22 protein-coding genes and 1 rRNA gene are annotated in these 24,901 nt (G+C 39.0%); 5 read left to right on the forward strand and 18 right to left on the reverse strand.

The window, feature by feature from the left end; all coding sequences use genetic code 11:
* Positions 1-133 precede the first annotated feature (133 nt).
* Complete coding sequence (gene pheT / locus HW120_RS13820; RefSeq protein ID WP_177734671.1) at positions 134-2,560, forward strand: phenylalanine--tRNA ligase subunit beta; 2,427 nt, start codon at positions 134-136, stop codon at positions 2,558-2,560.
* Between the two features lie 72 nt (positions 2,561-2,632).
* Here the strand turns inward: pheT and HW120_RS13825 are convergent, their stop codons facing one another.
* From HW120_RS13825 to HW120_RS13875, 11 genes are all read right to left on the reverse strand, one after another.
* The gene (locus tag HW120_RS13825; protein WP_177734672.1) at positions 2,633-3,313 is read right to left on the reverse strand and encodes an HAD family hydrolase; all 681 of its coding nucleotides are present in this window, start codon (positions 3,311-3,313) and stop codon (positions 2,633-2,635) included.
* 149 nt (positions 3,314-3,462) lie between these two features.
* Positions 3,463-4,029 carry a fasciclin domain-containing protein gene (locus HW120_RS13830; protein ID WP_177734673.1) on the reverse strand — a complete coding sequence of 189 codons (567 nt, stop codon included), beginning with the start codon at positions 4,027-4,029 and terminating at the stop codon, positions 3,463-3,465.
* A gap of 235 nt (positions 4,030-4,264) precedes the next feature.
* Positions 4,265-6,028, reverse strand: a complete 1,764-nt coding sequence (gene rpsA, locus HW120_RS13835; RefSeq protein WP_177734674.1) for a 30S ribosomal protein S1 — start codon at positions 6,026-6,028, stop codon at positions 4,265-4,267.
* Positions 6,029-6,333: 305 nt separating this feature from the next.
* Positions 6,334-7,710 (reverse strand): nucleoside permease, encoded by a 1,377-nt coding sequence (locus HW120_RS13840; RefSeq protein ID WP_177734675.1) that lies wholly within the window; start codon positions 7,708-7,710, stop codon positions 6,334-6,336.
* A 129-nt stretch (positions 7,711-7,839) separates the two neighbouring features.
* Positions 7,840-8,529, reverse strand: coding sequence for a (d)CMP kinase (cmk, locus tag HW120_RS13845; protein WP_177734676.1), 690 nt, complete (start codon positions 8,527-8,529; stop codon positions 7,840-7,842).
* Between the two features lie 12 nt (positions 8,530-8,541).
* Positions 8,542-9,561: a type IX secretion system protein PorQ gene (porQ, locus tag HW120_RS13850; protein WP_177734677.1), complete on the reverse strand. Its 1,020-nt coding sequence runs from the start codon at positions 9,559-9,561 to the stop codon at positions 8,542-8,544.
* Positions 9,562-9,703: 142 nt separating this feature from the next.
* Complete coding sequence (lon, locus tag HW120_RS13855) at positions 9,704-12,163, reverse strand: endopeptidase La (RefSeq protein WP_177734678.1); 2,460 nt, start codon at positions 12,161-12,163, stop codon at positions 9,704-9,706.
* A gap of 267 nt (positions 12,164-12,430) precedes the next feature.
* Positions 12,431-13,429 (reverse strand): DUF6252 family protein, encoded by a 999-nt coding sequence (locus HW120_RS13860; RefSeq protein WP_177734679.1) that lies wholly within the window; start codon positions 13,427-13,429, stop codon positions 12,431-12,433.
* 164 nt (positions 13,430-13,593) lie between these two features.
* Positions 13,594-14,202 carry a lipocalin family protein gene (locus HW120_RS13865; protein WP_177734680.1) on the reverse strand — a complete coding sequence of 203 codons (609 nt, stop codon included), beginning with the start codon at positions 14,200-14,202 and terminating at the stop codon, positions 13,594-13,596.
* 62 nt (positions 14,203-14,264) lie between these two features.
* Positions 14,265-15,560, reverse strand: a complete 1,296-nt coding sequence (locus tag HW120_RS13870) for an MFS transporter (RefSeq protein WP_177734681.1) — start codon at positions 15,558-15,560, stop codon at positions 14,265-14,267.
* Positions 15,561-15,616: 56 nt separating this feature from the next.
* Positions 15,617-16,435, reverse strand: a complete 819-nt coding sequence (locus tag HW120_RS13875; protein ID WP_394353027.1) for a M48 family metallopeptidase — start codon at positions 16,433-16,435, stop codon at positions 15,617-15,619.
* A 180-nt stretch (positions 16,436-16,615) separates the two neighbouring features.
* Between HW120_RS13875 and HW120_RS13880 the strand changes: the two genes are divergently transcribed.
* The 4 genes from HW120_RS13880 to HW120_RS13895 are packed head-to-tail and all read left to right on the forward strand — an operon-like array spanning position 16,616 to position 18,987.
* Positions 16,616-17,476, forward strand: a complete 861-nt coding sequence (locus tag HW120_RS13880) for an alpha/beta hydrolase (protein ID WP_177734682.1) — start codon at positions 16,616-16,618, stop codon at positions 17,474-17,476.
* A gap of 5 nt (positions 17,477-17,481) precedes the next feature.
* Positions 17,482-17,949 carry a peptide-methionine (R)-S-oxide reductase MsrB gene (gene msrB, locus HW120_RS13885; protein ID WP_177734683.1) on the forward strand — a complete coding sequence of 156 codons (468 nt, stop codon included), beginning with the start codon at positions 17,482-17,484 and terminating at the stop codon, positions 17,947-17,949.
* Complete coding sequence (gene msrB, locus HW120_RS13890; protein ID WP_177734684.1) at positions 17,946-18,338, forward strand: peptide-methionine (R)-S-oxide reductase MsrB; 393 nt, start codon at positions 17,946-17,948, stop codon at positions 18,336-18,338. Before msrB (HW120_RS13885) ends, msrB (HW120_RS13890) begins: the two co-directional genes overlap by 4 nt.
* Positions 18,339-18,342: 4 nt before the next feature.
* Positions 18,343-18,987, forward strand: a complete 645-nt coding sequence (locus HW120_RS13895; protein ID WP_177734685.1) for an endonuclease III domain-containing protein — start codon at positions 18,343-18,345, stop codon at positions 18,985-18,987.
* Between the two features lie 61 nt (positions 18,988-19,048).
* Here the strand turns inward: HW120_RS13895 and HW120_RS13900 are convergent, their stop codons facing one another.
* The 7 genes from HW120_RS13900 to rrf all read right to left on the reverse strand — a co-directional run bounded on the left by HW120_RS13900 (position 19,049) and on the right by rrf (position 24,893).
* The gene (locus HW120_RS13900; RefSeq protein WP_177734686.1) at positions 19,049-20,431 is read right to left on the reverse strand and encodes an MFS transporter; all 1,383 of its coding nucleotides are present in this window, start codon (positions 20,429-20,431) and stop codon (positions 19,049-19,051) included.
* A gap of 20 nt (positions 20,432-20,451) precedes the next feature.
* Positions 20,452-21,831 carry a porin gene (locus HW120_RS13905; protein ID WP_177734687.1) on the reverse strand — a complete coding sequence of 460 codons (1,380 nt, stop codon included), beginning with the start codon at positions 21,829-21,831 and terminating at the stop codon, positions 20,452-20,454.
* 140 nt (positions 21,832-21,971) lie between these two features.
* A complete protein-coding gene (locus HW120_RS13910; protein WP_177734688.1) occupies positions 21,972-23,234 on the reverse strand; it encodes a sensor histidine kinase in 1,263 nt (420 codons plus the stop codon).
* Positions 23,235-23,909: a response regulator transcription factor gene (locus HW120_RS13915; RefSeq protein ID WP_177734689.1), complete on the reverse strand. Its 675-nt coding sequence runs from the start codon at positions 23,907-23,909 to the stop codon at positions 23,235-23,237.
* A 488-nt stretch (positions 23,910-24,397) separates the two neighbouring features.
* On the reverse strand, positions 24,398-24,541 hold the full coding sequence (locus tag HW120_RS13920) for a hypothetical protein (protein WP_177734690.1): 144 nt from the start codon (positions 24,539-24,541) through the stop codon (positions 24,398-24,400).
* A gap of 38 nt (positions 24,542-24,579) precedes the next feature.
* The gene (locus HW120_RS13925; RefSeq protein ID WP_177734691.1) at positions 24,580-24,750 is read right to left on the reverse strand and encodes a hypothetical protein; all 171 of its coding nucleotides are present in this window, start codon (positions 24,748-24,750) and stop codon (positions 24,580-24,582) included.
* 33 nt (positions 24,751-24,783) lie between these two features.
* A 5S ribosomal RNA gene (gene rrf / locus HW120_RS13930) occupies positions 24,784-24,893 on the reverse strand.
* Positions 24,894-24,901 lie beyond the last annotated feature (8 nt).

Raw genomic sequence — 24,901 nt, forward strand, 5'->3', positions numbered from 1 at the left:
TTTCCTTATTAATTCTGTTATTTCGTTACACAATTATAAATAAGCAAAAGGCATTTCTTTCTGTAAAAAAGGCAAACTTTTCTTTATTCTACGCCTTACAATACTTATATTTGCATCCTTAAAATTTACTACAATGCGTATATCATACAACTGGTTAAAACAATTCATAAAATTAGATTGGAATTCGGAAGACACTGCTGCCTTACTGACTGATTTAGGTCTGGAAGTGGAAGGTGTTGATAAGTATGAAAGTTTAAAAGGCGGACTTGAAGGCGTTGTGATTGGTCATGTATTGACCTGTGTACAACATCCTAATGCCGACCGATTACGAATTACTACTGTTGATCTGGGTGAAGGTGCTCCTGTTCAGATTGTATGTGGTGCTCCAAATGTAGCGGCAGGACAAAAAGTTGCCGTAGCGACCATTGGTACAAAATTATACGACAAAGAAGGCGTTGCTTTTGAAATTAAAAAAGGGAAAATCCGCGGAGAGGAAAGCCACGGAATGATCTGTGCTGAAGACGAATTAGGTCTTGGTGAAGGTCATGACGGTATTATGGTTCTGGCCGATGATTTAAAACCCGGAACACCGGCGTCCAAAGTTTTCAATATTGAAACAGACGAAGTATTCGAAATCGGATTGACACCAAACCGTGCCGATGCGATGAGCCATTTGGGTGTTGCCAGAGATTTAAGAGCCGGATTGATTCAGAAGAATATTACGCATTCGGAATTAATCACTCCTTCTGTGAGTAAGTTTAAAGTTGAAAAACGTACGCTAAAAATCGACATTAAAGTTGAAGACAATAAGCTTGCGCCAAGATATTGCGGGGTTACCATTTCGGGCATTACCGTAAAATCGTCTCCGGCCTGGCTGCAAAACCGTTTAAAAGCAATTGGTTTAACACCAAAGAACAATATTGTTGACGTTACCAATTATGTATTGCATGAATTAGGACAACCGCTGCACGCTTTTGATGCTGCTAAAATTAAAGGTGGTAAAGTTGCTGTAAAAACTGTCCCTGCCGGAACCAAGTTTGTGACGCTTGACGATGTGGAAAGAACATTGCATGAAGAGGATTTAATGATTTGTGACGACAACGGCCCGATGTGTATTGCCGGTGTTTTTGGCGGAAAAAATTCGGGTGTAACAGAGAACACAACGGCTATTTTCCTTGAAAGTGCTTACTTTAATCCGATCGCTGTTCGTAAAACGGCAAAACGTCATTCTTTAAGCACAGACGCTTCTTTCCGTTTCGAAAGAGGTATTGATCCAACGATCACGGAATATGCTTTAAAACGCGCTGCTTTACTGATCCAGGAAGTAGCCGGCGGTGAAATCACTTCGGATGTTATTGACCTGTATCCGAAAAAAATAGAGGATTTCTCCGTTTTACTGAATTTCAGAAATGTAACCAAAATTATCGGACAGGAATTATCCAATGAAACCATTAAGAAAATCCTTGTTTCGCTTGATATCAAAGTAAACAGCGTTTCCGATGCAGGATTGGGATTAACCATTCCGGCTTACCGTGTAGACGTTCAGCGTGAAATTGACGTTATTGAAGAGATCTTACGTGTTTACGGGTATAACAATATCAATTTTACACAAAAATTAAACGCTTCGATTTCAAATTCGTCCCGTACAGAGGATTATAAGATCCAGAACATTGTTGCCAACCAGCTGGTTTCACAAGGTTTTAATGAAATGATGGCGAACTCGCTTACTTCTCCGGAATATGTAAAATTATCCGAGAAGCTAAAAGAGGAATTCAACGTGTTAATGCTTAACCCGCTTAGCAACGATCTATCCGCAATGCGTCAGTCGTTATTGTTCAGCGGTCTTGAAGCGATTTCTTTTAACATCAACAGAAAACGCAGCGATTTACGTTTATTCGAATTTGGAAAAAGCTACCACAAGCTTCCTTCCGGATATGAAGAAAACAAACACTTAACGCTTTTTGTAACCGGAAATCGTTTGATGGAAAGCTGGACAACTGCCCAGAAACCATCGGATTTCTTCTCTTTTAAAAGTTATGTAACAGCGATATTATCCCGTTTGGGCATTGATAAAACGGTTACACAACCATTAGACAATGATGTATTTGCAGAAGGAACGGCTTTATCTGTAGGAAAAGATATTGTTGTGGAATTAGGTACGGTTAAAAAATCGATTTTAAAACATTTCGACATCAAACAGGAAGTTTTATTCGCCGATTTTAACTGGAGTGCTATTTTGAAATTACTTTCTACAAAAATCAAATTTGTGGAAATCCCGAAATACCCGGAAGTACGCAGGGATTTAGCCTTATTGATTGACAATACGGTTGCTTTCGATCAGATTTTTGCTATTGCCAAACAAACGGAAAAAACCTTGTTAAAAGATGTCAACCTTTTTGACGTGTATGAAGGCAGCAATTTACCGGAAGGTAAAAAGTCATACGCCGTGAGCTTTACCATTCAGGACAATTCCAAAACCTTAACGGATGTTCAGATCGACAAGATCATGCAGAAATTGCTGGCTAATTTTGAAAAAGAATTAGGCGCTACATTGCGATAATACAACCTCACTATAAACAGAAAGTCCCGGAAAACCGGGACTTTTTTTATTGCTGACACTTTACAAATTTCTTTATAAAGTACTTTTTAGCGGTAGAATATCCGAAAGCCGGGCAACAATTTTTTTATACGGATACTGATGAAAGTCTTCCTTTGCTGTCATTCCGGTTGTCACACCTACAAAATCCACTCCGGCTGCCTGTGCTGCTTTGGCATCGATTATATTGTCGCCGAAATACAACGTTTGCTCCGGAACGGCATTGAGCCGTTTCATGGCTGTTAAAAGCCCTTCCGGGTCGGGTTTTGCCCATTTTACATCTTCCATACCAATAACAATATCAAACAGTGTTTCCACCTGGTTTTTCACGATGGATTCGTTGATAATATAGCGCTGTTTGGTCGAGATAATTCCCGTTTGCCGCTGATGATCTTTTAGCCGGGTTAGAAAAGGAATAGCATCCGAATAGAAAAAGGTATTGTCCGACATGATTCCGTCTGCCTCTTCAATGTATTCCTGCTTCAAACGCATAAGCGTTTCTTTTTCCTGAATACCCGTCAATACGGCAAACGAATCTTCCAGTGTCATTCCGATGGTCTTTTTAATAACTTCATCGGTTATGCCGGTCCAGCCGTGGCGGTTTAAAACAATGTGAAAACAACTTACGATTCCTTTTGAAGCATCGGCTAAAGTGTAATCAAAATCAAATAAAAAAGTGGTGTAATTTTGATGAAAATCAAATTCTGATAAAATCATTTTATGCAATTTAGAAGTGATTGCACACAAATATACAATTCCTTTCGTTTTACCGCCCTATCCCCAAAAGAGATTAACACAACTTTATTCTTTAAAAATAAAAAGCCACATCAAACGATATGGCTTTTACAACAATCAAAAAAAAAACATTATGATTTAGGCAGTAAAACGGTATCTACTACATGAATCACGCCATTCGACTGGTTCACATCGGCAATGGTTACTTTTGCACTGTTTCCGCTTTCGTCTGTTATATACAGATCTTTCCCTTTCATCCAGGCTGTCAGCGTACCACCGCTAACGGTTTTCAACGTTGCTTTACCTTTTCCTTTTTTGATGGCTTTATCAATATCCACCGCATTCATTTTACCGGCAACCACGTGATAGGTCAGAATCATTTGTAATTGTTTTTTGTTTTCCGGTTTTAACAAGGTTTCAACGGTTCCTTTTGGTAATTTATCAAATGCTTTATTGGTTGGGGCAAAAACGGTGAAAGGTCCTGTAGATTGTAATGTTTCCACTAATCCTGCTGCTTTTACGGCAGCTACTAAAGTGGTATGGTCTTTTGAGTTAACAGCATTTTCTACAATATTTTTAGAAGGGTACATTGGGGCACCGCCAACGGTTACTGTTTTTTCTTTTTGTGCAAAGGAAGCTGTTCCTAAAAATAACGCACACGCAATAAATGCAACGGATAAGATTTTTGAAGTTTTCATAAATGGTATAATTTTTATTGTTTATACAGTCATTTACGCAACAAACTTCATCCTGGTTTTTAAAAAGTAAAAAAAATAGGTACTAATTTTCCAGCGGCTTGTTATTCCACAAGAAATCAGCAGATTGCCGGCAATATTTTTTTTTAATTACAGGCACTATTAAACAAACCCGAAGCAGTTATAACAAAAAAAGTCCCGGTTACCCGGGACTTTAAAATATATGCTGAATCAGGGATTACTCTCCTTTTTCCATTTTAGCTTTTAATTCTGCTAATGCATCGATATCACCTAAAGTAGTTTTTTCACTATTGTTAGTTGATGTTACGTTAGCTTCAGCAGCTTTCACATTTTTCTCTTCTTCTTCACGGAAGATAGCAGTGTGAGAAGCAACTACTCTTTTGAATTCTTTGTTGAATTCAATTACTTTGAAATCAGCTGTATCACCTTTTTTCAATTTTTTCCCGTCTTCTTTTTCTAAGTGACGAGTTGGAATGAAAGCAACGATATCATCACCAAATTCAACTGTAGCACCTTTGTCAACGATTTCAGAAATTGTTCCGCTGTGGATAGTTCCTACTGCGAAAGCATCTTCATACTGATCCCAAGGGTTAGCTGTAGTTTGTTTGTGACCTAATGATAATTTACGACCATCAACATCTAATTCTAATACTACAACATCTAATTTGTCACCTACGTTAACAAATTCTGATGGGTGTTTGATTTTCTTAGTCCAAGATAAATCAGAGATATACACTAATCCGTCGATTCCTTCTTCTAACTCAACGAAAATACCGAAGTTAGTAAAGTTTCTAACGATTCCTGTGTGTTTAGAACCTACAGGGTATTTAGAAGTGATATCAGTCCAAGGATCTTGCGTTAATTGCTTGATACCTAAAGACATTTTTCTGTCTTCTCTGTCTAATGTTAAGATTACAGCTTCTACCTCATCTCCAACTTTCACGAAGTCCTGAGCTGAACGTAAGTGTGTAGACCATGACATTTCAGAAACGTGGATTAAACCTTCAACACCTTCTGCAACTTCGATAAATGCACCGTAATCAGCGATTACAACTACTTTACCTTTAACTTTATCACCAACAGCAAGTTTAGCATCTAAAGCATCCCATGGGTGAGCGTTTAATTGTTTTAAACCTAATTGAATTCTTGTTTTCTCATCATCGAAATCAAGGATTACAACGTTTAATTTCTGGTCTAACTCAAGAACTTCACTTGGGTGGTTGATACGGCTCCAAGATAAGTCAGTAATGTGGATTAATCCATCTACACCACCTAAGTCAATGAACACACCATAAGAAGTAATGTTTTTAACAACACCTTCTAATACTTGTCCTTTTTCTAATTGACCAATAATTTCTTTTTTCTGTACTTCGATATCCGCTTCGATAAGCGCTTTGTGAGAAACAACAACGTTTTTGAACTCATGGTTGATTTTAACAACTTTGAATTCCATAGTTTTGTTTACATACTGATCGTAATCACGGATAGGTTTAACATCGATTTGAGAACCTGGTAAGAAAGCTTCAATACCAAATACGTCAACGATCATACCACCTTTAGTTCTGCATTTCACGAAACCATTAACAATTTCTCCTGATTCATTTGCAGCGATAACTCTATCCCAAGCTTTGATTGTACGAGCTTTTTTGTGAGATAATACTAACTGACCTGATTTGTCCTCACGAACGTCGATTAATACCTCTACTTTGTCTCCAACTTTTAAGTTTGGATTGTAACGGAATTCGTTTAATGAAATTACACCTTCAGATTTAGCGTTGATGTCAACGATAGCATCTCTTTCTGTAATTCTCACTACTACACCTTCTACTACTTCTTCAGCATCTGTAGAGATGAAAGTTTTTGCTACTAAATCTTCAAATTCTTGTAAGTTTTTCTCGTCAACAGCATCAATACCTTCTTCGAAGTTATGCCAGTTAAAATTCGCTAAAAACTCTTCTTGTGTTTTTAATTGTTCAGACATGTCTGATAAAAATTTGTATTCTGTATTTTCTCGAGTTTCTTAATGCGATAGAAAACAACAGAAGTGTTTTACATAAATAGTTGATACCTAAAGGAAACTCTTCTTCGCCAAAAGGTGTGCAAAGGTAATATTATTTTTTTGATTTACAAAGCTTTATTAAAAAAGATATCACACCTACTCTGTTGGATATGAGCCGTATGCCCAATGAGCGTTCCGTTGCTTTTATCCGGTATTATCTTTTAAAATCCCGGTTCTTATCCGGCATAAAAAAACCGGTACACTTTCGCTACCGGTTTCTGTATATATTAATGCGCAATGTTTTCAACATCCTTAGGATCATGCTTGTGCTTGAACATAATTGCAAAAGCAATCGCAATAATCAAAGCATAGGCCGCAAATGTAAGCCAGATGTTATGCCAGTCTTTCATAAAGATACCGCTGCTAAAAACACCATCTGCCGAAATTTCAATACCGTGATTTTTTATAAATTCCGTCATTAACGGATTTGTCGTTTCCGTCTGTAAATATGTAGACAGTTCGGTTGTATTGTTGAATGATTTCGTAAAGTACTTATCAATTGCCCATCCGGAAGTAAAGCTTCCCAGTATAGCTCCGAAACCATTTGTCATCATCATGAACAATCCCTGAGCCGAAGAACGGTTTTTGGAATCGGTATTGGTTTCCACAAAAAGGGAACCGGAAATATTAAAGAAATCAAACGCCATTCCGTAAACAATACAGGACAGGATAATCATCCACAAACCGTTTACCGGATCACCAAAGGCAAACAGTCCGAAACGCAATACCCACGCCAGCATACTGATTAGCATTACCTGTTTGATACCAAAACGTTTTAAGAAGAACGGAATTGCCAGGATAAATAATGTTTCCGATATCTGGGAGATCGACATTATTATCGTAGAATATTTTACCACAAACGAATCGGCATATTTAGGGAAATGCTTGAATTCATCCAGATACACATCGCCATAAGCGTTTGTTAGCTGTAAAGCTCCTCCTAAAAACATGGAGAAAACAAAGAACAATGCCATTTTATAATTGCCAAACAGCTTGAATGCTTCCAATCCTAATGTTTCTGTAATAGACGCATTTTCACTTATTAATCGTTGCGGTTTACATTTTGGTAAGGTAAAGGCATAAACTCCCAGGATCAAAGCGGCAATACCGGCAATGTAAAACTGGTAATCTGTAGCCTTATTTCCGGTTAAATTGGTAATCCACATGGCTACGATAAAGCCTATGGTTCCAAAAACACGGATAGGTGGAAAATCCTTAACAATATCACTGTTGTTTTGTTTTAAAGCAGTATAGGAAATGGAATTACTCAGGGAAATCGTAGGCATATAAAAGCACATTGCCAAAAGCATAATGTAAATAAACATTGTTGGCGTGCCTACCTGCGGCATATAGAATAAAACCGCAGCATACAGGATGTGCAGTATTCCGTATAGTTTTTCTGCATTTACCCATCTGTCGGCAATAATCCCCGTTAGTGTCGGCATAAACAAAGAAGCGATTCCCATAGTTCCGAAAACCAGTCCAAACTGGGTTCCTTCCCAGTTCTTAGTTCCAAACCAATAATTTGCAATAGTAATGAGCCATGCCCCCCAAACAAAAAATTGGAAGAAATTCATTAAGATGAGACGGTTCTTTATACTCATGTTATATGTTGTAATTAGGGTTATTTAATTTTAAAAAAGCTGGTAAAGCTATTAATAAAAAGAAGAAATCCAAAATAAAAAAAGTTATAAGACAAACTTCATTTATTTCGGATTATAATTTAAAGGTATTTATTGTGCTAATTTTTCTGCTACCAGTTTTAAAACCAGTTCGAACTGCTCTTCTCTGTTTAAACCGGAGTTGTCAATTTCAAAAGCATCGGCCGCTTTTACCAATGGCGAATCTTCTCTGCTGGTATCAATCTGATCGCGTTCTGTTACATTCTGAAGTACTTCCTGGTAAGTTACGGACTGTCCTTTTCCGGTTAATTCATCATAACGACGCTGTGCTCTGGTTGCCGGACTTGCCGTCATAAAAATTTTCAGTTCCGCATTTGGAAACACAACGGTTCCGATATCTCTACCGTCCATTACTATCGCCTTGTTCTCCCCCATTTTTTGCTGTTGTTCCACCAATTTGGCTCTCACCTGTGAAATTTCGGCTATTTTGCTGACCTGGCGGGATACTTCAAGAGTTCTGATCTCTGTTTCTACATTTTTACCATTAAGGAACATTTCAGCAAAACCCAGATGGGTATTGAATTCAAAATGCAGTTCCACTTCCGGCAAAGCAGCAATAAGCTGTTCTTTATTGAAGTGATTTTCCGAAATTATATTTTGTTGCATGGCAAACAAGGTTACCGCTCTGTACATTGCTCCGGTATCGACATACACATATCCCAGCTCTTTTGCCAGTTGTTTTGCCAGTGTACTTTTTCCCGTCGATGAGAAGCCATCTATTGCTATGGTAATTTTTTTCAAAATGCTTGTATTTTATTGTAAGTTAATCGTAAGTCCGAAAAGGCTGGTATTTCCTGCGGAAGTGTAGCGCGAGTAAGAATAGTCGAATTTAACGGTATTGAATCGAAGTCCGAATCCGGCAGAAATTCCGGCAAAGGTTCGCTGATCGGTAATGGACAGCTCTTCACCTCTTCTGAAGTTATAGCCCAAACGGAAATTAAGGCTTTTTCCGGGAAACAATTCCGCTCCGACAATAACGTGCCGCATCGCATTGTTTATAAAAGATACTTTTTCTTCTTTAACTTCTCCGTCAATGGTGTTTTCTGACCTGTTAGGGTTCGAGAAAGCAATATCCCACTGTTGTAAGTTTTCTAAGGTCAGGTGCCACCTGATGGGTACATTTGCCATTTCCTGTGAAATTCCGGCAATGATCTCTAACGGTAATTTTTCCTGCATTCCGGCATAGGTCGTGATTTGTGTTCCCACATTCCGAACGGCCAGTCCGATATTAATATCGTTATCTTCATCTACATAAATAGCGCCGATATCTACCGCTGCTCCAAAAGAGTTATAGCTTTCCAGTGTGGAAGATATCAGTTTGGCACTGGCGCCCACATGTATGTCTGTCCACGGAATATTATAGGCATAGCCGAAAGAAAGTGCAATTTCACTTCCTGTAAAGTCATTGGTACGGGTTCCGCTTTCGTCATATCCTTCAAAGGTTCCGTAGTTCACATAGTTAACGCCGGCATGGAAGGTCTGAACGTGCCGGTCCCAGGTATAGGCATAGGCCGCCGTACCATAGGTAACTTCTCCGTAATAGTTCCCGTAATTCACCGAAAGGTGATTGTCCATTTCTACATTGATAGTCGCCGGATTGAAGATCGCCTGGTTAACGTCATTATCATATATCGTAACCGTTTTACCGCCCAAAGCCGCCTGACGCGGTGAGGTAACTAAATTCAGAAACTGATAGGTATATTTTCCTCCAATCTGCCCATACGAACAGGCACAGATGATAAGAAAAAAAGAAGTCAGTATTTTTTTTGACATTTTAAATGTTCGTTTCTGAATTATATAACGCAGTTGCGAAGATATTATTTTTTTACTTACAGTAAAAAATAAAACAAGAAAGGCATACGCTAATTTTTAAATTAACGTATGCCTTTTATGATGCTTCCGGAAAGGATATCCCTTACTCTGCGAGTAACTTTTTAGCGTGTTTCGCTTTTTGGTCTGTTACGGCAATAGCCAGTACTTCGCTCATTTCTTTCACATAATGGAAAGTCAGTCCTTCCAGATATTCCGGTTTGATCTCATCGATATCCCTTTTGTTTTCATGACAAAGGATGATCTCTTTAATATTCGCTCTTTTGGCTGCTAATATTTTTTCCTTGATTCCGCCTACAGGAAGTACTTTTCCTCTTAACGTGATTTCTCCGGTCATCGCAATGCTTTTCTTCACGCGTTTTTGCGTAAAGCTCGATACTAAAGACGTTAACATCGCCACACCGGCACTTGGTCCGTCTTTTGGCGTTGCGCCTTCCGGAACGTGGATGTGCACGTTGTAATTTGCAATCACTTCCGGGTTGATACCTAACATTTCTGCATTGGATTTGATGTATTCCAAAGCAATCGTAGCCGATTCTTTCATTACCGTACCTAAGTTTCCGGTCATCGTCATGTTGCCTTTTCCTTTGGAAATAATCGATTCAATAAATAAAATATCACCGCCTACACTTGTCCAGGCCAATCCGGTTACCACCCCTGCCGTTTCATTGTTTTCATATTTATCACGTTCCATTTTAGGAGCGCCCAATACTTTTATAATGTCTTCATCGGTAACTTTAATGTTGTATGCTTCTTCCATTGCAATGGACTTCGCTGCATTTCTGACAATCGAAGCGATTTGCTTTTCCAGTCCGCGAACACCGGATTCACGGGTATATCCTGCTGTAATTTTTTCCAGCTGTTTTTTACCGATCACCAGGTCTTTTACCGTAAGTCCATGCTCCTGTAATTGTTTTGGCAGTAAATGCTGCTTCGCGATCTCAATTTTCTCTTCAATCGTATAACCGGTCATGTTAATCACTTCCATTCTGTCGCGCAAAGCCGGCTGAATGCTGTTCATACTGTTTGAAGTAGCAATAAACATTACTTTAGATAAGTCATAGCCCATTTCCAGGAAGTTATCATAGAAATCAGAGTTTTGTTCCGGATCTAAAACTTCCAGTAAAGCCGATGACGGATCGCCGTTATGACTGCTGGATAATTTGTCTATTTCGTCTAATACAAATACCGGATTGGATGTTCCGGCTTTTTTAAGACTCTGGATAATTCTACCCGGCATTGCACCGATATAGGTTTTCCGGTGTCCTCTGATCTCCGCTTCATCACGCAGTCCGCCTAATGAAATACGAACGTACTCTCTTCCTAAAGCTTCGGCAATAGATTTTCCGATTGAGGTTTTACCAACGCCCGGAGGTCCGTACAAACAAAGGATCGGGGATTTCATATCGTTTCGCAGTTTTAAAACTGCCAGATGTTCGATAATACGCTTTTTAACGTCTTCCAGTCCGAAATGATCCCTGTCCAGTATTTTCTGAGCATGTTTTAAATCGAATTTATCTTTCGAATATTGATTCCATGGCAATTCCAGGAACAATTCCAGATAGTTGCGCTGAATTGAAAATTCCGCTACCTGCGGATTCATTCGCTGTAATTTTGACAGCTCTTTATCAAAATGCGCTTTTATTTTTTCATTCCATTTTTTAGACTTTGCCTTTTCGCGCATTTCGTCCAATTCCTCTTCATGGGAAACACCACCCAATTCTTCCTGGATGGTTTTCATTTGCTGCTGCAAAAAATATTCCCGTTGCTGCTGGTCTAAATCAAAACGAACTTTTGACTGAATATCGTTTTTCAGTTCCAGCTTTTGCAGTTCCAGGTTCATGAAACGCAATGTTTCCAGTGCCCGGTCCTTTAAGTCGTTTACGGCTAACAGGTTTTGTTTTTCATTCACCGTAAGGTTCATGTTTGACGAAACAAAGTTGATCAGAAACGATTTGCTTTCAATATTTTTAATGGCGAAAGTAGCCTCCGTTGGAATATTCGGGCTTTCTTTTATAATCTGAATAGCCAGTTCTTTGATGGATTCGATTATCGCATTGAATTCTTTATCCTTTTCGGTTGGGCGCTCTTCCGGAACTTCTTTTATGGTCGCTCTTAAATAAGGCTCTTCGGTAGTTACCTCATCGATAGCAAAACGTTTTTTCCCCTGAAGAATTACCGTGGTATTCCCGTCCGGCATTTTCAGTACGCGTAATATACGGGCCACCGTACCCACATTGTGAATATCGGCTGCCGAAGGTTCTTCAACGTTTTCGTCTTTCTGCGCTACTACTCCAATAATCTTGTCACCGGAATTAGCATCATTAATCAGTTTAATCGATTTATCTCTTCCTGCCGTAATCGGAATGACAACACCCGGAAAAAGTACCGTGTTACGCAATGGCAGAATGGGCAGGTCTACCGGAAGGACTTCATTATTCATCTCTTCCTCGTCCTCAGGAGTCATTAACGGAATTAATTCTGCATCCGTATCGATTTCCTGAAGTGACAAATTGTCCAGTGTAAGTATTTTTTGATTTGACATAGTTTTTTTTAAGTCATTTTGTCATTAAATAGTGAATTATGCAATAGTTTTTACAACTATTACACTGATAGTTAACCAATCGTCAGCGATTATCGTTAACTCCCTGTATATAAATCAATCTTTGTGCCATAAAAAAGCCCAAACATTGTCCGGGCTTTTGTATTACTTTATTCTCTTTATTAATTAAGAATATCGCGATTGCTATTTTGTATCTGTTTCTTCTTTAGCAGGAATACTTCAGATTTTATAAATTCGATCTTATTACTATTATTGATACGTTACATCAAAAGTTCCATCTGTTACATTATGAGTATCAGGTGACAAAACCGGTAGTGTAGCGACAAAATGGAATGTTCCTTTTATTTTTTTATTTGCTACATCATGACTAATAACGGTCACAGAACCTGAATCGGATGCAAAATTTCCTAACGGGCTCATATCCTTAGTATATCTTCCCGAATAATCACCAATCATGGTTAAATTATAAGTTCCTGGTGTTACATTACTTTTCAGAGATAATGCTATGTTTTCAACAGCACCTTTTCTTCCAATAATATTGATTCTATCTGACATAGACATCGCAGAAATATTTGTTGGAGTAAAATTCTGCCCATTTAGTTTTGCAAAAAAAGTATTATTATTTGATGGATTTGTAGGTACATCTGCAGTATATGGAATATTGGTGAACGATCCGTTTGTAAATACTTTTGTTTCTATCGTAACTCCATTGGCATATCTGATTCCTGTAAACTTAAATTTACCCGATATTTTTTTATTTTGTGTATCAATACTGGTTATTATAATTTCAGCTGTATCAGTATAGCCTGGAACACCCGCAAATGCTCCCCATTGATCACTTGCTCCCATATATGGAATACTTCCGGAAGCCTGACTGTATATTAATGCAAAACCTCCTTGTACACCTCCTGAATTTTCATCATAATCATCCCAGGTGTAGGTTCCAACGGTTCCTTCCGGTACTGTAATCTGAAAAAACTCTCCTGTTGACTTCATTCCCGTTATAGCAATATAGTCATCATTAACAATTGCCTGAGTAGTATTAGCGGTAAAAGTCTGTCCATCAAAATCGGCTTTAAATGCTCCACTTGTTCCACCACCGGTATTGCCACCGCCAGTATTACCACCTCCTGTGTTTCCGCCATTATTAACTGCTAATGCCGGGTCAATTGACTCTACCTCACAGGAAACAAAAGTAAATGCCGTAAAAAACAAGAAAACCGTTGCTAAAAGTTTAATTTTTGTCATCTTTAATTTGTTAGTTTGTTAAAATTTCGCCAAATATAGCGGTTTATTTCAAATTTTTCTTATTTAATTGAACAAAAATATACGGATATCACATATCTGTTTTTTTAGTGAAAAACACAAAAAAAGCCGCCCTAAAGGCAGCTTTAAAACAGGTATCCTGATTTTTATTGTTTTGTATAGACAATGCTGATAGTCGCTGTCAGGTAAACCGGCGAACCGTCATTGGCAGTGCCTACAACCTGTCCTTCTTCAACAGATGCTGTTATCGTACTTCCGGAAACCGTATAATTATCTGTATAGGTTTCTCCTTCATCCGTATACGTTAGTGATAAAGTAGTACCGGTTAATGTCCACGTACCGGTAAGATTCGGATCGGTAAAGCATTCCATCGTTTCCGTTACTCCGTCAGAAACAATATCAATTCCATTGGAGGATGCCGTAAACGTATTATTGGCATTCAATACTAACAGGCTATTGTTAAAACAGTTTGTTTCATTCATCTGATTGGTTGAAGGTGTGCCGTCTCCATTCAAATCGGTAGGAACAGAAGTATTAAAGGCTGTCATTAAATACGTCCCTGTGATATTGCCGCCACCGGTATTACCGCCACCAGTGTTTCCGCCGCCGGTATTGCCACCACCTGTGTTTCCTCCTCCTGTATTCCCTCCGTTATTGGTTAGCAAAGCTCCGTCTACCGGCTCTACATCACAAGCAGTAAATAAAAGTCCTCCGGCTATTAATAAGCCCATACCTATATTTCTAATATTCTTCATACTTCAATTTTAGTTAATTACAATATTACGGTTAATTCTTTAGTAACGAAAATTTCTTCTTTTTATTCTTTGGGTACCCTTGTTAACAGGATCAATCCTGCCACAAAAAATACAATTAAAAACAAAATGGCATTCTGCATTTTCCCGGTTATGTCTGCAATATAGCCATATAAAAACATACCGATTACGATACCGATCTTTTCCGATACATCATAGAAACTGAAAAAGGAAGTGGTATCCTGTGTTTTCGGGATAAGCTTCGAATAGGTAGACCGGGATAACGATTGTATTCCGCCCATAACAAGCCCTACGCAGCTGGCTGCAATATAAAATTCATTTGGTGTCACTACAAAATAGGCATAAATACAGATCAGGATCCAAAGGAAATTGATCAGCATCAACACCCTGATATTTCCAAACTTCGCGGATGCTTTTGATGTAATAAAGGCTCCGAAAACAGCGATTAACTGAATCAGCAGTATGCTGACAATTAATCCCATTGTTCTTTTTTCGTCACTACCCCAGGCGACTTCTTTTTCACCAAAATAGGCCGCAACAATCATAACCGTCTGCACAGCCATACTGTAAACAAAGAAAGCGCCCAGATAACGTTTTAACGGCTTGATTTCCTTTAACTGGCTCCATACCTTCTGTAATTCTTTGAATCCGTTAAAAATAATCTGCTTCTGAATCTTTTTACCGTTTTTATAATCCGGCAGATAGCGATAAGTATACTGGCTAAAGCCCATCCACCACAGTCCTACCAGCACAAAAGAAAACTGCATTGCTTTTAGCTGGTTTTCAAAGCCGAAGGTTTCAAACTTCATGACCATGATCAGGTTGATGATTAACAATATAACACTGCCCACATAGCCTAAACCATATCCTTTCGCACTGATGCTGTCCTGTTGTTCCGGAAAAGCAATATCGGGTAAATAGGAATTATAAAAAACCAGACTTCCCCAAAAACCAATCAACGCCAGCATGTACGTCAGCAATCCGATGATAATATTATCCAATGAAAAGAAATACAATCCCATACAGGAAAGCGATCCCATATAGCAGAAAAACTTCAGAAAGATCTTTTTATTTCCTAAATAATCGGCAATACCAGAAAGCAGCGGCGATAAAATAGCGACCACTAAAAAACCGATAGCGGTTATATAGCTGATCAGGGCTTCACTGCGAATGGATAATCCGAAAAGCGGAATTTCTTCTATCACCTTAATACGGAAGAGTGCTCCATAATATAACGGAAAGATAGATGATGAGATTACCAGGGCATAAACGGAGTTTGCCCAATCATAAAATGCCCATGCATTTAGCAGTTTCTTGCTGCCTTTTTCAAGATGTATCATAAATAGGTATAAAAAAAGCTGTTCTTTCTGAACAGCTTCGAAGATACTATATTTTTTTATTTAAAAACAACACCAAATTTTTTCGCTTCCGCTTTTGATTGCGGAATTAGATTCCTGATTTCCGCTATACGGGTTTCATTACTCGGGTGCGTACTTAAAAATTCCGGTTGTGCCTGTCCTCCGGAATTAGCCGCCATACGCTGCCAGAAAGCGACAGCGGTATCCGGGTTATATCCGGCAATTGCCATTAAGGTTAATCCTATTTTATCGGCTTCACTTTCGTGTTTTCTGCTAAAAGGCAGCATACCGCCATATTGTGTGGTTACACCATAAGCCGTCATGGCGATCTGCTGGGTTTCCGCACTCTTATTTCCAACAGCTGCTCCCACACCGGCTGCACCCAATTGCTGTAATAAACCGGCACTCATTCTCTGCTGTCCGTGATTTAATAAAGCATGCGCTACCTCATGTCCCATTACCGTGGCCATTCCCGCATCGTCTTTACAAATAGGCAATATTCCGGTGTAGAATACGATCTTTCCACCAGGCATACACCAAGCGTTTACTTCTTTACTGTCTACCAGATTGTACTCCCATTTATAGTCTTTTAAATATCCCTGATATCCATTGGCGTTCAGCCATTTTTCAGCTGCCGCTTTGATTTTCATTCCCACATTTTCAACGCGCTGTACATCTTTGGTACCTTTAACAACCTTATTTTCACTTAAAAACTGATTGTATTGCTGAAAAGAAGACGGATAAATTTCGCTATCCGGCACTAATGCCAAAGTGCTTTTTCCGGTAAAAGGGTTTTTAGCACAGGAAATTCCCAATACCAATAAACCAGCTACTACTAAACGATAATTCATTTTCATAAGGGATACATTTTAAATTTTAACAAAATTAGTGATTCCTGATAAATTAGTAATGAATATCCTAACAAAAATCAAGGCTACTTCTCTCCGGAACCGGATTTCGTTTCCCTATATTTTAAGAATAATTTATCAATAAAACGACAGTTATAACTTAACTTGCAACTGTTTTAGTATACAAAAATGAAAGAAAATAAACCAAAGCACCAACAATCCGTTAAAATACCCAAAGTAATTCTTTTCACGGCCAAACTATTTGAAAAAGTATCTTCAGATCTGGCAACCCAGTTTGCTATGAAATTGTTTATAACGCCAATCCGTTACAAAACGCCCAAAAGAGAATTTGAAATGGATAAAAACAGCCGCCAGGAATTACTGATGGTTCCTGCGATCCAAAAAGAGGTGATTTTGTATCACTACGGTTCTTCCGATAAAAAAGTCTTATTGGTTCACGGTTGGAGCGGACGCGGTACGCAATTGGTAAAAATAGCCGATGAGTTACTAAAATCCGGTTATGCAACGATTAGTTTTGATGCACCCGGACACGGAAAATCGCCCGGAAAAACCAGCAATATGAAAGAATTTATTGCTGCAATATTAGAAATTGAAAAACAATACGGGCCGTTTGAATATGCCATCGGACATTCCTTAGGCGGGATGTCGGTAATGAATGCCATCAAACAACAACTGAAAGTTAAAAAAGCAATTATCATTGGCAGCGGTGATATTGTAAAAGACATTATGGACGATTTTATCCTGAAATTGGGTTTAAAAAAGGAAATCAGCCAGCGAATGAAAGCCCGGTTTGAACACAAATTTGGCGAAACCATGGAAAACTTTTCTTCGTATATAGCAGCAGAGATGGCTACTATTCCGGTATTAGTGATTCATGACGAAGACGACGATGATGTTCCGGTAAAAGCGGCACACCACATCTACAAGCATTTAAAAGACGGACAGCTCATGATTACCAAAGATCTTGGGCATCGAAAAATATTAGGCGATAGTAAAGTCATTAAACGGATTATGGAATTTTTACACTAAAGGTTATGAAAAATCTAATTTATGTTATCGCATTGTTGACTGCTTTTTCCGGTTTCGGGCAAACACCGGGTAAAAAGTTCAACGTCCAGAAAACAGATAAAGAATGGAAAGCACAGCTAACCAAAGAAGAGTATGAAGTACTGCGCAATAAAGGAACCGAACGTGCTTTTACCGGAAAATACTGGAATACCTTTGAAAAAGGGAAATATGTTTGTGCAGCCTGCGGTCAGGTTATTTTTAATTCCAACAGCAAATTCAAATCCGATTGCGGCTGGCCTTCGTTTGATCAGGCCATAAAAGGTTCGGTTATTTACCAGCATGACAATAGTTTTGGTATGGACAGAACCGAAGTGTTGTGTGCCAACTGCGGCAGCCACCTGGGGCACGTTTTTGATGACGGTCCGGCAGCGACAACCGGAAAACGATTCTGTACCAACTCTGTATCCATTAAATTTATACCTGCAAAAAAATGAGTTACCCGATAAACAAATCCGAAGAACAATGGAAATCCGAACTGGGCGAAGAACGTTACCGCATTCTTCGTCAGAAAGGAACGGAATATCCGCATACCGGAAAATACAACCTCCATTTTCAAAACGGTACCTATTGCTGTGGTGCCTGCGGTGAACCGCTTTTTGAAAGCGATTCTAAATTTGATTCGCATTGCGGCTGGCCTTCGTTTGACGAATCCATTCCCGGAAAAGTAGCCTATATAAAAGACGTTTCCCACGGAATGATCCGTACCGAGATTTTGTGTGCCAATTGCGGCAGCCATCTCGGACATGTATTTAATGACGGTCCGACCGAAACGGGAATACGTTACTGCGTCAATTCGCTTTCTATCGATTTTAAAGAGGAATAAATCCATGGACTTATTTAGTGATTCCATAAGCTGGGCCGAGAAATTAGCACCAATCATTACACAATATAAAGACCGGAAACATCCCCTGGAATACCAGAACCTGTATCAGCTGGTTATTATGGTGATATTATCCGCTCAGGATTCGGATGCCAATATCAATAAAATAGCACCTGCACTTTTCCGGCGATTTCCTAATTTTGAAAGCCTTCAGGATACCACTCATGACGATTTATTTCCATATATCAGCGGTGTCAGACATTTCCAGATGAAATCCGCATGGATACTGGAAACGGCACAACTCATTAAAACCGATAAAGACATTCCACTTACAATGGAGACCCTGACCCAGTTGAAAGGTATCGGAAGAAAATCGGCCAATGTGATCATGAAAGAATCCTTTGTAAAACCGGCTGTTGGTATTGTTGTGGACCTGCATGTACTGAGAGTTGCTCCGAGAATCGGGCTTATTCCTGCTACAAAAGACGGCAATAAAGCCGAAAAACTGCTCATGCAGCTGTTCCCCAGGACGCTATGGGAAGATGTTGGCATGTGTATCTCTTTTTTAGGAAGAGAGATCTGCCGGCCTACCAACCCGAAATGCCTCGGCTGCTTTATTAATGCCCATTGCCATTATTACAATAATAACTAATTATAAAAAAACAAAAAAGCTGCCCGAAAACAGGCAGCTTTTTTTATTTTGAACCGGATCCTTATACTTTTGAAAGGACTCTTTTCTCCTCCGGCTGATGTTCTTTTTCCTCTTTATTATCCTGATTGAAAGTAGATACTTTCTTGGTATCCCGCATAAAGGCATATACCAGTAATGACACAAATACACAAGCCGTTACATAATAGTAAAAGTAATGCTCATTACCGGCATCTTTAAACCATAACGCTACATATTCTGAAGTTCCTCCAAATACAGCCACCGTTAACGAATACGGTAAGCCTACTCCCAATGCCCGGATTTCGGTTGGGAATAATTCCGCTTTAACCACAGCATTAATTGAAGTATAACCACTCACAATAATCAGTGCTATCATCACGATAAAGAATGCACTCCAGATACCGTCGGCCGGACTTAAATTGCCTAAGGCGTTAAACAACGGTACCGTTGCCAGTGTTCCTAAAATCCCGAAAGTCAGTAATAACGGCTTTCTTCCGATCTTATCGGATAATAATCCGAATACCGGCTGTAAGGCTGCAAAAAGGAATAATGAAATAAAGGTAATAATCGTAGAATCTTCTTTCGAATATCCAACAGTATTGATCAGGTATTTCTGCATATAGGTCGAATAGGTATAAAAAGCAACCGTTCCGCCCAGGGTCAAACCAACCACCAGTGCCAACGCTCTCGGATGTTTCAGTAACTCGCTGATGCTGCCGCTTTTCTTTTCGGTGATCGTTTTGTTTTTATCATCTGTTTTTTTGAAAGCTTCCGTTTCTTCCATGTGGCTTCTCAGGTATAAAGCTACAATAGACAAGGCTGCTCCGATAAAAAACGGCACTCTCCATCCCCAATCATGCATTTGTTCTTCCGTTAGGAACATTTTTTGCATGATCAGCTGAATACCCAGGGCTATTAACTGCCCGCCAATTAGCGTGACATACTGAAAACTGGAATAGAACCCTCTTCTGCTGGACACTGCCATTTCACTCAAATAGGTTGCCGAAGTACCATATTCTCCTCCAACGCTCAATCCCTGCAGCAATCGGGCTACTAAAAGTAAAATGGGTGCCAGAATACCAATTACTTCAAATGAAGGTGTTAAGGCAATTAATAACGATCCTAAAGACATTAAAAGTACCGATAAGGTCATTGAGAATTTTCGTCCTGCTTTGTCCGCAATACTTCCGAACAGCCATCCGCCAATGGGACGCATTAAAAATCCGACTGCAAAAATTCCGGCTGTATTTAATAATTGTGCCGTCGGGCTGCTGGACGGGAAAAATACCGGAGCAAAATAAATGGAAAAGGCAGAATAGGCATACCAGTCATACCATTCCACTAAATTACCGATGGAACCGCTGATAATGGCTCTTAATCTGCGAGATACCGACATCTCCTGTGCTTCTATACTATTTGTATTCATCTGTTTTGTTTGCTTGATTTTTATAAACTAATTTGAACGCTTGCCAATATTTCACCGGCTCTTTGGGTTACTTTCAATGATTCCGGATCATAAAGCGGTCTGCTTGAATATTGCAACGAAATTTTAGCATTATGATCTAAAATTAAAAAATTGGTGCCAATATCATAATAATGTCCTGTCTGATTTAAAGCTTCCAGATCTTTCAGCGCATAAACCACATAGGGCTGAATTCTTATTTTATCACTGAATTTTGGCAGTAAAAACCCGGCCTGAGTGTGCCAGATGGAACCGGTTCCCATCGAAAACCTTGCATTTCCGGCACCTTCGGCTACTCTGTTTCCTGTAAAATCGGCATCAACCGTACCCGGATTCATAATACCGGTTGTGCGGATATAATTAGGTCCGAAATTGTAATCGTAAAAAACACTATAAAGGGATGCTGACATTTTTTTGGAAGGATCCCCTACCGGAAATTCGGTAAACACATCCACTCCAAAAACACTGATATTATGATAGGATAAAGAACTGTCAGGGTTCAAAGTAGCCGTTCCTTCGGCATTGCTGTAAAATCCGGCACCCACATTAAAAATCTTTTTTTCACCCAGATAGGTTCCCGGCAAGAACGAAGAGGTAATGGCTTCCTTATCCTTAAACTGGTAGAAAATATAACCTGCTGTGGCAAGATTTCCTTTCTGGTTGTTATCAACCGCTATCGTAGCCGCTGTAGGTTTAATATCGGTGGCAAAGGGTTTATTCACATTGAAGCGGTATGCCAAGCGTTTGTATTCGCCATGAACAAAAATTCCGAATTGCCGGGACATCTGGTCGGACATTTCGATTGTCGGAAAATTGTAAATCGGCAGATCTGCCGTCAGCATTTTATTGGAACTCGCATTGGTCAGACGGCTAACACCATTCCAGGAATGCAGTCCGGTTCCAACGGACAGCGAAAAGTTTTCCGTTTTCGGGATAACAACAAACTCATTATAGGCATCGTGGAAAAATATTTTGGCTTTTTTCCCTTTTCCGTCAGCTCCATTTGCTGTTCCGCCACCGGAAATAAACGTTTGGTTGTTCATTCCCACCTGAAAGAACAATTTGAATCTTTTGGAAAGCTGTACCGTTGTGGAGATTCTCATTCTTCGGATTCCGGCATCATAAACATTTTCCGATGGAAGTCCGTTCACCATTGTTCCCGGATTGTTTTCAATGTAGCGAAACCAGGTTTGATTCCAGATACCAAATTGCAGGTATTTATCGCCCGCCTCATTGAATTTTATTTTAAGCGAACCCAAAGGTTCCTTTTTTTCTTCTTTAGCCGGCTCTTCCTGTGCAAAAAGGCTCGCGCCACACAAGAGCATACAGACTAAAGAAAGTCGGTTTTTAAAAAGAATTTTCATTTGCGCTTTGGTTGTTTTGTTTCTTTGTTTTGCTTATGGTATAATTATTTAACTATTCCATAACACAAACAAAACACCCAACTTTGAGGAAATTTTGAAGAAAAACTGTAGAAACCTTGAAATTTCGTTTTTTTAACAATTTAGGCTTTTTTAAAGCGAATTTTAAAACTATGAATTCCGTTTTCATAATAATATGCAACAGAATAGCCATAGAGATCAATTATTTTTTTAACGATTGACAACCCGATTCCGGAAGATGTTTTTTTGGAATTTCCTTTTTGAAAACGGTCAAAAACTTTTTCAGGGGCAATGTTTGGAGGATTACCGGTATTCTCAACCAGCAAATAATCTGTATTTAATGTTACTTTTATTGTTCCGTTGGGAATATTATGTCGGATGGCATTAGTGATAATGTTGTTATGCAGTATTTTAATCAGGACGTCATCAATAACGACAAATACATCATCGTCAATGGCTGTTGTGAGTTCCAGGTCGTTCAAATCAATGATATCGGTAAAACGTCCGAGGCTCTTTTTCAGGTAATTACTCAGATTAATTTCGTTATCTGTAATCGTAAAATGGTCTAATTTGGTAAGTAGTGTCAATGATTTCTGTACGGATGACAAACGCACCAGCTCTTCCGAAATTTTAATAACATCGTGCAGCTGCTGTTCCGTCAGATCGGTTTGCAGCAATAAATCAATTTTGGCCTGCATCACCGCTACCGGTGTCTGCAATTCGTGTGAGGCATTTTCAGAAAATTCTTTTAGAGAAAGGTAATCCCTCCTGCTTCTCTTTAAAGTGCTTTCTATAAATGAGTTTAACCGGTTGAACTCGTATGTCGTTGATTTTTCTAAAATAACATCATCATTATCGGAGATCTGAAAATTTGAAATGGCCAGCAATGTTTTTTGGAAAGGATCCAGGATATAGATGGAAATGATCTGGCTTAACACAATAACCAGCGTAATCAGGAACACAAATGTCCAGGCAAAAACCATCGCTAAACCGGTAATATACTGGTCTTTAGGTTTTATAATCGGCGCTTTGGTCGTAATTTCATAGTGCGTATTATTGATCTTATGAACTGTCGTGTACTGGACAATATTAAGGGTACTTTTTAATAGATTTGTCCAGCGGTAATCGTTTTCAACCCGTTCATCCGGGATTTTTTTTACCGTATCCAGTACGGTGATTTTTACAAAATTGTTGTTCCGGTAAGCGTTATAGTTCCCGTTTTTCTCAATATCTCTGACAATTGTCGTATTCAGATTCTTTAAAACGGCTATCGTTGCCTGTTCGGCACTTCTGTTCACGGCAACATAATTGATCCCGATCCCGATCAGCAAAACAAAGAAGGAAATAATGGAATATGCCAGTGTAAACTTGTGATTTAAACGCATCTATAACGAAAATTTATACCCCAAACCATAAACCGTACTGATATAATCCTCTCCTCCGGCATCGACAATCTTTTTTCTCAGATTCTTAACGTGCTGGTAAATAAAGTCGAAATTGTCCAGATTATCCGTATAATCGCCCCAAAGGTGGGAAGCTATCGTTTGTCTGGATAAAACCCGGTTTTTATTGTTGATAAAATAAATCAGCAAATTTGTTTCTTTCTTGGTGAGTAACAAGGCTTTACCGTTTACCAAAACTTCCAGGGATTGCAGGTCAACACTAATTTCATTGTATTCAAGCTTAGACGAAAGCGTACTGTTTTTCCTTCTCATTACTGCTTTTATCCTTGAAAAAAGTTCCGGTAAAGGAAAAGGTTTGGTTATATAATCATCGGCACCGGCATCCAGTCCGATAATTTTAAAATCCAGTGTATTTTTTGCAGAAACTATAATCACACTGGAATCATTTCCTTCTTTACGCAGTAATTTAAGCAGATCAATGCCATTTCCATCGGGCAACATGATATCCAGTATGATACAATCATAGCTATATAAAATTAATTTGTCCCGTGCTTCGTCAAAATTGGACGCAACTTCACAGATATAATGCTCATTAATTAAATATTCGGATATGCTTTTACGTAATTCGGGATTGTCTTCAACCAGTAATAACTTCATTGGAAATGTTTATACCGTAAAAAAAATTATTCTAAACAGAAAAAACAAGTAAAATCCATTAAAATATGGATCAGGAGGTCAACTATTTTAAAATTTCAGAGATTTTTCAGGTCATTTAAGGGGGATTGCCCACACTTCTCACTTCTCACTTCTCACTTCTCACTTCTCACTTCTCACTTCTCACTTCTCACTTCTCACTTCTCACTTCTCACTTCTCACTTCTCACTTCTCACTTCTCACTTCTCACTTCTCACTTCTCACTTCTCACTTCTCACTTCTCACTTCTCACTTCTCACTTCTCACTTCTCACTTCTCACTTCTCACTTCTCACTTCTCACTTCTCACTTCTCACTTCTCACCTCTTACTTCTTTTCTCTCACTTCTTTTCTCTCACTTCTTTTCTCTCACTTCTTTTCTCTCACTTCTTTTCTCTCACTTCTTTTCTCTCACTTCTTTTCTCTCACTTCTTTTCTCTCACTTCTTTTCTCTCACTTCTTTTCTCTCACTTCTTTTCTCTCACTTCTTTTCTCTTGCTTCTTTTCTCTTGCTTCTTTTCTCTTGCTTCTTTTCTCTTGCTTCTTTTCTCTTGCTTCTTTTCTCTTGCTTCTTTTCTCTTGCTTCTTTTCTCTCACTTCTTTTCTCTCACTTCTTTTCTCTCACTTCTTTTCTCTCACTTCTTTTCTCTTGCTTCTTTTCTCTTGCTTCTTTTCTCTTGCTTCTTTTCTCTTGCTTCTTTTCTCTTGCTTCTTTTCTCTTGCTTCTTTTCTCTTGCTTCTTTTCTCTTGCTTCTTTTCTCTTGCTTCTTTTCTCTTGCTTCTTTTCTCTTACTTCCTAAAAACAAAAAACCCTATCCGTTTGGATAGGGTTTTCAAAAGAAAGGCGGCGACATACTCTCCCACAGGATTGCAGTACCATCTGCGCAGGCGGGCTTAACTTCTCTGTTCGGAATGGGAAGAGGTGAGCCCCGCCGCAATAACCACCTTAATAGGTAC

The organism is Flavobacterium inviolabile (genome assembly GCF_013389455.1).
Taxonomy (GTDB): domain Bacteria; phylum Bacteroidota; class Bacteroidia; order Flavobacteriales; family Flavobacteriaceae; genus Flavobacterium; species Flavobacterium inviolabile.